5 protein-coding genes are annotated in these 7,455 nt (G+C 69.8%); all 5 read left to right on the forward strand.

Annotated features, from left to right (window positions below):
• The first annotated feature begins 40 nt into the window (after positions 1-40).
• The 5 genes from ACWGID_RS21160 (at position 41) to ACWGID_RS21180 (ending at position 6,128) form a co-directional block, all read left to right on the forward strand.
• Positions 41-1,306: a sensor histidine kinase gene (locus tag ACWGID_RS21160; RefSeq protein WP_452198957.1), complete on the forward strand. Its 1,266-nt coding sequence runs from the start codon at positions 41-43 to the stop codon at positions 1,304-1,306.
• On the forward strand, positions 1,209-1,886 hold the full coding sequence (locus ACWGID_RS21165; protein WP_452198959.1) for a response regulator: 678 nt from the start codon (positions 1,209-1,211) through the stop codon (positions 1,884-1,886). The genes ACWGID_RS21160 and ACWGID_RS21165 overlap by 98 nt, the downstream gene beginning before the upstream one ends.
• 84 nt (positions 1,887-1,970) lie before the next feature.
• A complete protein-coding gene (locus ACWGID_RS21170) occupies positions 1,971-4,148 on the forward strand; it encodes an MMPL family transporter (protein ID WP_452198961.1) in 2,178 nt (725 codons plus the stop codon).
• A gap of 58 nt (positions 4,149-4,206) precedes the next feature.
• Positions 4,207-4,623 (forward strand): aspartate 1-decarboxylase, encoded by a 417-nt coding sequence (gene panD / locus ACWGID_RS21175; RefSeq protein ID WP_452198963.1) that lies wholly within the window; start codon positions 4,207-4,209, stop codon positions 4,621-4,623.
• 47 nt (positions 4,624-4,670) lie between these two features.
• The gene (locus ACWGID_RS21180; RefSeq protein WP_452198965.1) at positions 4,671-6,128 is read left to right on the forward strand and encodes an aminopeptidase P family protein; all 1,458 of its coding nucleotides are present in this window, start codon (positions 4,671-4,673) and stop codon (positions 6,126-6,128) included.
• Positions 6,129-7,455 lie beyond the last annotated feature (1,327 nt).

The following is a 7,455-nucleotide window of genomic DNA, read 5'->3' on the forward strand; positions in this document are numbered from 1 at the left end:
GGACGACGCGATCCGCCGGCCGGACACGTACTGTGAAGGGATGGAACGCGTCATCAGGTTCTGCCGCGCCTGCAGGCGGCACCCGCTGGCGCTGGACCTTGCTCTCGCGGTCGCGATCCTGCTGATCAACCTGCTGGTGCCGGGTGGCAAACACGTCGGTGAGCGGATCGAGCTGAACGGCACGGTGGTCGTGCTGGCCGTCATAGGTGCGGTCGCGCTCACGTTCCGGCGGCTGGCGCCGATCGCGGTGCTGGTGGTCACCACATTCGTCGCGATCGCTTTCGTGGTCGCCGAGCAGGCCAAGAGCCCGATCGTGCTCTACGTGGGCGTCGCGGCCTACACCGTTGTGATGTCGAAGGATCGGCTGACCCGGTGCGTCGCGGTGATCGCCGCGGCCGCGCTCACGCTGATCGTCGAGGCGCTGTTCGTCGGTGGGGATGTCCTCGACAACCTCGGTCTGGTCTTCTTCGTGCTGTTCTCGGGCGCGATCGGCGAGGCGGTGCGGAACCGCCGGGCGTACCTGCTGGAACTCGAAGAACGGGCCCTGCGGGCCGAGCGGTCGCGGGACGAAGAAGCGCAGCGGCGGGTCATCGAGGAGCGGCTGCGCATCGCGCACGAGCTGCACGACGTGATCGCACACCACATCGCACTGATGAACGTGCAGGCCGGCGTCGCAGCACATGTGCTGCGGACTCAGCCCGACGAGGCCGAACGGGCCCTGGCTCTGGTGCGCTCCGGGGGCCGCACCGTGCTCCAGGAGCTGACGGTCCTCCTCGGCGTACTGCGCCGATCCGGCTCGCCCCTGCCCACGGCTCCGGCGCCTTCTCTGAACGAACTCGACGCCCTCGTCCGTTCCTTCGCGGCGGCCGGCGTCCACGTCGAATACCCGCCCGAGGTCATCGGCCCGCTACCGGACGTCCTGGAGCTCACGGCCTACCGCATCGTTCAGGAGTCCCTCACCAACGTCCTCAAACACGCTCCCGGCGCGACCGCTCGCGTCCGCATCACTCGCGCCGCGGACGGGCTGACGGTCGAGGTCACCGATACCGGTCCCAGCCTGGCGGCACCGGCTCAACCGGGTGGCGGCCACGGCCTGATCGGGATGCGTGAGCGTGTGACGGCCGTCGGCGGGACGCTGCACACCGGGCCGTGCGCGCCGGGCGGGTTCGCCGTACATGCTGTGCTTCCTCTGGAGACTGGAGTTGTGGGTGGCGATCCGGGTACTGCTGGCCGACGACCAGACGCTGATCAGGAGCGGCTTCCGGGTGCTGGTGGGATCGGCACCCGATCTGGAGGTCGTTGCTGAGGCCTCGAACGGCCGGGACGCGGTCGAGCTCGCCCGGTCCGAACGGGCCGACGTGGTGCTGATGGACATCCGGATGCCGGAGGTCGACGGCCTCGCGGCCACCCGGATGATCACCGCCGACGAGGCACTGGCCGGCGTGAAGGTGCTGATCCTGACGACGTTCGAGGTGGACGAGTACGTGTTCGACGCGATCCGCGCCGGCGCCAGCGGCTTCCTCGGCAAGAGCGTCGAGCCGGCCGAGCTGATCGACGCCATCCGGGTGGTCGCGCGCGGCGACGCCCTGCTGTCGCCGAAGGCAGTCCGCGGCCTGATGAACCGCTTCCTCGCCGAACCCAGACCCGGCCAAGTGCTCGGCCCCACGGTGCTCGACGTCCTCACCGACCGCGAGCGCGAGATCGTCGGCCTGGTCGCCCTCGGCCTGTCCAACGACGAGATCGCCGAACGCCTCGTGCTGTCCCCGTCGACGGCGAAGACCCACGTGAACCGCGCCATGGTGAAACTCGGCTGCCGCGACCGCGCGCAGCTCGTCGTCCTCGCGTATCAGACCGGCCTCGTGCGTCCCGGCGTACCGCACGCGTAGTAGCCCGTACGGCGAACGCGGTACGGGCAGGAGCCCACCGGAGGCAGACGCGAGCGACGGCCTCGCGCCGGGAGCATCGGTCGCATGGCTACGTATCTCTACCGGCTCGGCCGGTTCGCTTACCGCCGCCGGCGGCTCGTGCTGCTGATCTGGCTGGGGCTGCTGGCCGCCGGAGCTGTCGGCGCCACCACACTGTCCGGCCCGACCGCCAACGGCTTCTCGATCCCGGGCACCGAGTCGCAGCGTGCCGCGGACCTGCTCAACGAACGGTTCCCACAGGCCGGCGCCGACGCCGCGACCGCCCGGATCGTCTTCCAGGCACCGGCCGGGCGGAAGCTCACCGACACTGCACCGGTCCAGCAGACGTTGAACCGGCTCGCCGCCGCACCACAGGTCGCCCGCGTCGTGGATCCCTTCACCGCCAAGGCCATCTCGCCCGACGGCCGCACCGGCTACGCGCAGGTCACCTACAAGGTCACCGCGCAGGAGATCACCCCCGAAGCGCAGCAGGCCGTCGCCGACGCCGTCGAACCGGCCCGCGCAGCCGGCCTCACGGTGGAGTACGGCGGTGACGCTCTGCAAGCACAGGGCGAGCAGCAACTCACCGAGGTGATCGGCATCGGTGTCGCCGCCGTCGTCCTGCTGCTCACGTTCGGCTCGTTGATCGCCGCCGGACTTCCGTTGCTATCGGCAATCATCGGCGTCGGCATCGGGGTGACCGCGATCTCGACCGTCAGCGGTTTCGTCGACATCGGTTCCGGTACACCGATCCTGGCCCTGATGATCGGGCTCGCGGTGTCGATCGACTATGCGCTGTTCATCATGTCGCGCTACCGGCACGAGCTCAGCACCGGGCTGGAGCCGGAGGAGGCGGTCGGCCGCGCAGTCGGTACCGCGGGATCCGCTGTCGTCTTCGCCGGGCTGACCGTGGTGATCGCGCTGGCCGGGCTGTTCGTGGTCGGCATCCCGTTCCTCACCCAGATGGGCCTAGCCGCCGCGTTCACCGTGGTGGTCGCGGTCGCGATCGCCCTCACTCTGCTGCCCGCGCTGCTCGGGTTCGCCGGGCGGCGGGTCCTCGGCGGCCGGATCCCCGGCCTGCGTGGCGGCGATCCCGAAGCCGCCGGGCGGGTGACGATCGGGCGGCGCTGGGCGGGCTTCGTCACCCGGCGTCCGCTGGCGGTCCTGCTGGTGACCGTGATCGGTCTCGGCGCGCTCGCGATCCCGGCCACCGATCTCGAACTCGGGCTGCCCGACGACAGCACCGCGGCGCCCGATTCCACCCAGCGCAAGGCGTACGAGATGCTCTCGGAGGGGTTCGGGCCCGGGTTCAACGGCCCGCTGATGGTGGTCGTCGACGCCGGTGCGTCCACCGATCCGCGGGCCGCGGCCACGGCGACCGCATCCGCCGTGCGCGGGCTGCCGGACGTGACGATGGTGACGCCGCCGGTCTTCAACCCGGCCGGGAACACGGCGTTGCTGACCGTGATTCCGTCGAGCGGTCCGAGTACGCAGGAGACCAAGGACCTGGTCCAGGCGATCCGGTCGATGCCCGAGAGCGACCGCGCCGAGATTGCTGTCACCGGGGCGACCGCGGTCAGCATCGACATCTCGGACAAGCTCGGCGGCGCGCTGCTGCCGTACCTGTCGCTGATCATCGGACTCGCGTTCCTGCTGCTGATGCTGGTGTTCCGGTCGATCCTGGTGCCGTTGAAGGCGACGCTCGGCTTCCTGCTCACCGTGGTGGCGACGTTCGGCGCCCTGGTCGCGGTGTTCCAGTGGGGCTGGCTGGGCGGGCTGTTCGGGATCGAGGGGCAGACCGGGCCGGTGATCAGCATGCTGCCGGTCTTCCTGATCGGCGTGGTGTTCGGGCTTGCGATGGACTACCAGATCTTCCTGGTGACACGGATGCGCGAGGAACACGTCCACGGCGCCGCACCGCGCGCGGCGGTCGTCGACGGGTTCTCGCACGGTGCCCGGGTGGTGACCGCGGCGGCCGTGATCATGACCGCGGTCTTCTCCGGGTTCATCCTGTCCGGCGAGACTCTGATCCGGGAGATGGGCTTCGGGCTCGCGCTGGCGGTCGCCCTCGACGCGTTCGTCGTCCGAATGACCGTCGTACCCGCGGTGATGTCGCTGCTCGGCCGGCACGCGTGGTACCTCCCCCGCTGGCTGGACCGGCTGTTGCCGAACGTCGACGTCGAAGGTGAAACCCTCCGCCGCCGCCTCACGCCCGAGCCGAAGGAGCCAGAACTGGCCCACTGAACCGGTTGGGTGATGGCGGCCACTGACAGGATGGTCTCCGGGCCGGATCATGGCCGCCATGTGGCGGGAGATGATGAAGTCGAAGGTGCACCGGGCGACGGTGACACAGGCCGATCTGGACTATGTCGGATCGTGCACGCTGGACGCCGAACTGATGGACGCGGCCGACCTGCTGCCCGGTGAGAAGGTGGACATCGTCGACATCACCAACGGTCACCGACTGTCGACGTACCTGATCGAAGGTCCGCGCGGGTCCGGTGTGGTGGGGATCAACGGGGCCGCGGCGCACCTGATCCACCCGGGTGATCTGGTCATCCTGATCGCGTACGGGATGTTCGACACCGCCGAGGCGATGGTCTTCGAACCGAGCGTAGTCTTCGTGGACGAGCACAATGCGATCACCCGCATCGGCTCCGACCCCGCCGAGGCGCTGCCCGACACCGGCACGCTTCGCGGCGACGAACTGCACCCGTAGAACCGACCTGGCGCCACCCACCGCGCCGAGATGAGGACTGGTCGACGATGACCGACACGACCGAGACCACCCCCGCCGAAGGCACTGAGGTCGCGCCGAAGACGGCGTCGCACGACAACGAGCCGAGTGCGAAGCTGCGCGCGTTCATGAACTCCGGCTGGGCCGACTCCGAGCGGCACGACCTGGCGCTCAGCGACGTCGGCGTCTGGGCGGCGAAGCGCCGCGACGCGCTCTCGCAGGCGTTCCCCGGCGAGCGGCTCGTGATCCCGGCCGGCACCTACAAGGTCCGCTCGAACGACACCGACTACGTCTTCCGCCCGCACACCGACTACGTGTGGCTGACCGGCAGCCAGACCTCGGACGCCGTCCTCGTCCTGGAGCCGAACGGCACCACCGGCCACGACCCGGTCCTGTACTTCCGCCCGCGCGCCGACCGCTCCGAGGGCGAGGAGTTCTGGCGCGACCGGATGTACGGCGAACTGTGGGCCGGCCGGCGCCCGTCGCTGACCGAGACCGCCAAGGAGTTCGGGATCGAGACCCGGCATGTCGACCAGTTGGCCGACGCGCTGAAGGGCGACGTACCGACCCGGGTCCGGCGCGCCGAGGACGAGTCGATCGCGGCGCTGCTGAGCGGTGCTCGCACCGAGGACGCGAAGGACCACGAGCTGGCGGCGACGCTGTCCGAGCTCCGGCTGGTCAAGGACGCGTACGAGCTCGAGCAGCTCCGGGACGCCGTCGCGATCACCCACCGCGGCTTCTCCGACGTACTCGCCGAGATGGACAAGGTCCGGCAGTACGGCGAACGCTGGATCGAGGGCACGTTCTGGCGCCGGGCACGCGCCGAAGGCAACGACGTCGGCTACACGTCGATCGCGGCCGCCGGTCCGCACGCGACCACGCTGCACTGGATCGAGAACGACGGCGCGGTCAACGACGGCACGCTGATGCTGCTAGACATGGGCGTCGAGAACCGCCAGCTGTACACCGCGGACATCACCCGGACGCTGCCCGTGAACGGCGAGTTCACGCCGCGCCAGCGCGACCTCTACCAGCTGGTGCTGGACGCGCAGAACGCCGGCATCGCTGCCCTTACCCCCGGTGCCGCCTTCCGCGCCGGCCACGAGGCTGCGATGGAGGTCATCGTCCACGGCCTGGACGCGATGGAACTCCTCCCGGTGTCCGCTGCGGAAGCGCTCGATCCCGAGAGCCGTCTGTACCAGCGCTACACGCTGCACGGCGTCAGCCACATGCTCGGCCTCGACGTCCACGACTGCGCCTCGGCCCGCGACGAGAACTACCGCAAGGGCACCGTCCAGCCCGGCTACGTCCTCACCGTCGAGCCCGGCCTCTACTTCCAGTCCGACGACCTGACCGTCCCCGAGGACCTCCGCGGCATCGGCATCCGCATCGAAGACGACATCCTGATCACCGACCAGGGCCCCGAAAACCTCTCCGAAGCCATGCCCCGAACCCCCGAAGCCATCCAATCCTGGATGACCTCCTAACTACACCCCCGGCAGGTGCCCCCGCCGACCGCCACAAGGTCCTCCCGGGGCACCTGCCCAACCGCCCCTCCGCCCCACCGCTAGACCTGAACGCGCGCCCCCACCCGCCCAAACCCCAACGCCACAGGCGATCCCGGGCAGCACACTCACCTCCTACGATCCGCGCCGGCCGATCCCCACGCGAGCGCCCGAGGAGAGCGCGCCCGACGTACGACCTCAACGACGGCCAACTTCCCCCAGTCGTGGCAATCGGCGGACATCCCTCATCCCGAGTCGTGACTTGTGGCGCCAAAACCTCAGCCAGTCTCCACGACTCGACGACGAGCCACCGGCAAACCGGCGCACCAGCCGCAGGGGCGCGAGACACGGCTCTTCGTAGCTGGTGGCATGAATCGCGAACCCGACGCGACGCGATACACCACCGAGCCCCACGCGGCGCAGTACACCACCGAGCCTTTACGCTCGCGCGCGCCGAAGTACCGCATCCACCAACGCCAACCCGCCTGGACCGCCGGCGCCCATCACCGGGCAAACCTCGCGCAACGCGACGGCCGAGGCCCGAACCCGCCGAGTCGTGGCGATCGGCGGACACCCTCCATCCCGAGTCGTGACAAGTGGTTCCCAAACTTCAGCCCGTCTCCACGACTCGACGACCAGTCGCGTGCAAGGCCGGCGTACAAGAACGTACGCGTGCGGCACGGGTTGTTTCGGGTGCGAGATGGGAGCGGGGATTCGACGTTGGCGCCGAGAGGGTGAGGTGCGCACACGCGCCTTGGTGTGGGAAACCCGCTGGCGCAGGTGATCGGCATCGGACGGGCCGTGAAGCGCGCAGGACGCGGAGCGCGGGTGACGGCCGCACCACGTGGAGGGCGGGCGCCTGACGCACTACGTGTGGAGGGCGAGTGCCCGACGGACCACGCGTGAATGGCGGGCGCCTGAGGTACTGCGCGATGCGGGGGCGCGGGGCACCGGACGTGCCGCGCGTGAAGGGCGGGTGTCTGAGGGTACTGCGGGTGCGTGGCGTACTGCGGGCGTGTGGCACCGGATCACGCGGCGGGTGGGTGCGGCGGGTGCCGGGGTGTTGAGGGCTGGTACCTGCGTACCTCGCGCGGCATCGGACGACCGGCTGGGTGAGAGACCTGAGGCGGAGCGCGAGAGCCCTACTCGCAGGAACGAAGGATGCCGGAGTACGCCTGGATTGATGCGCGGGTGGTTACTCCGTGGTGGGTTGGCCCCTGAGGGGGGGGGCCCCCACCCCGCGGTTGTACCACTATAGGTAGACTTGGTGCGGGTGGTGCCCCACTCACTGGGTCTGGGTTGGTGTGTT

This window comes from Kribbella sp. NPDC054772 (assembly GCF_053611945.1).

Coding starts and splice junctions, on each gene's coding strand:
- ACWGID_RS21160 (WP_452198957.1), top strand. CDS start 41: ATGGAACGCGTCATCAGGTTCTGCCGCGCCTGCAGGCGGCACCCGCTG.
- ACWGID_RS21170 (WP_452198961.1), top strand. CDS start 1,971: ATGGCTACGTATCTCTACCGGCTCGGCCGGTTCGCTTACCGCCGCCGG.
- panD (WP_452198963.1), top strand. CDS start 4,207: ATGTGGCGGGAGATGATGAAGTCGAAGGTGCACCGGGCGACGGTGACA.
- ACWGID_RS21180 (WP_452198965.1), top strand. CDS start 4,671: ATGACCGACACGACCGAGACCACCCCCGCCGAAGGCACTGAGGTCGCG.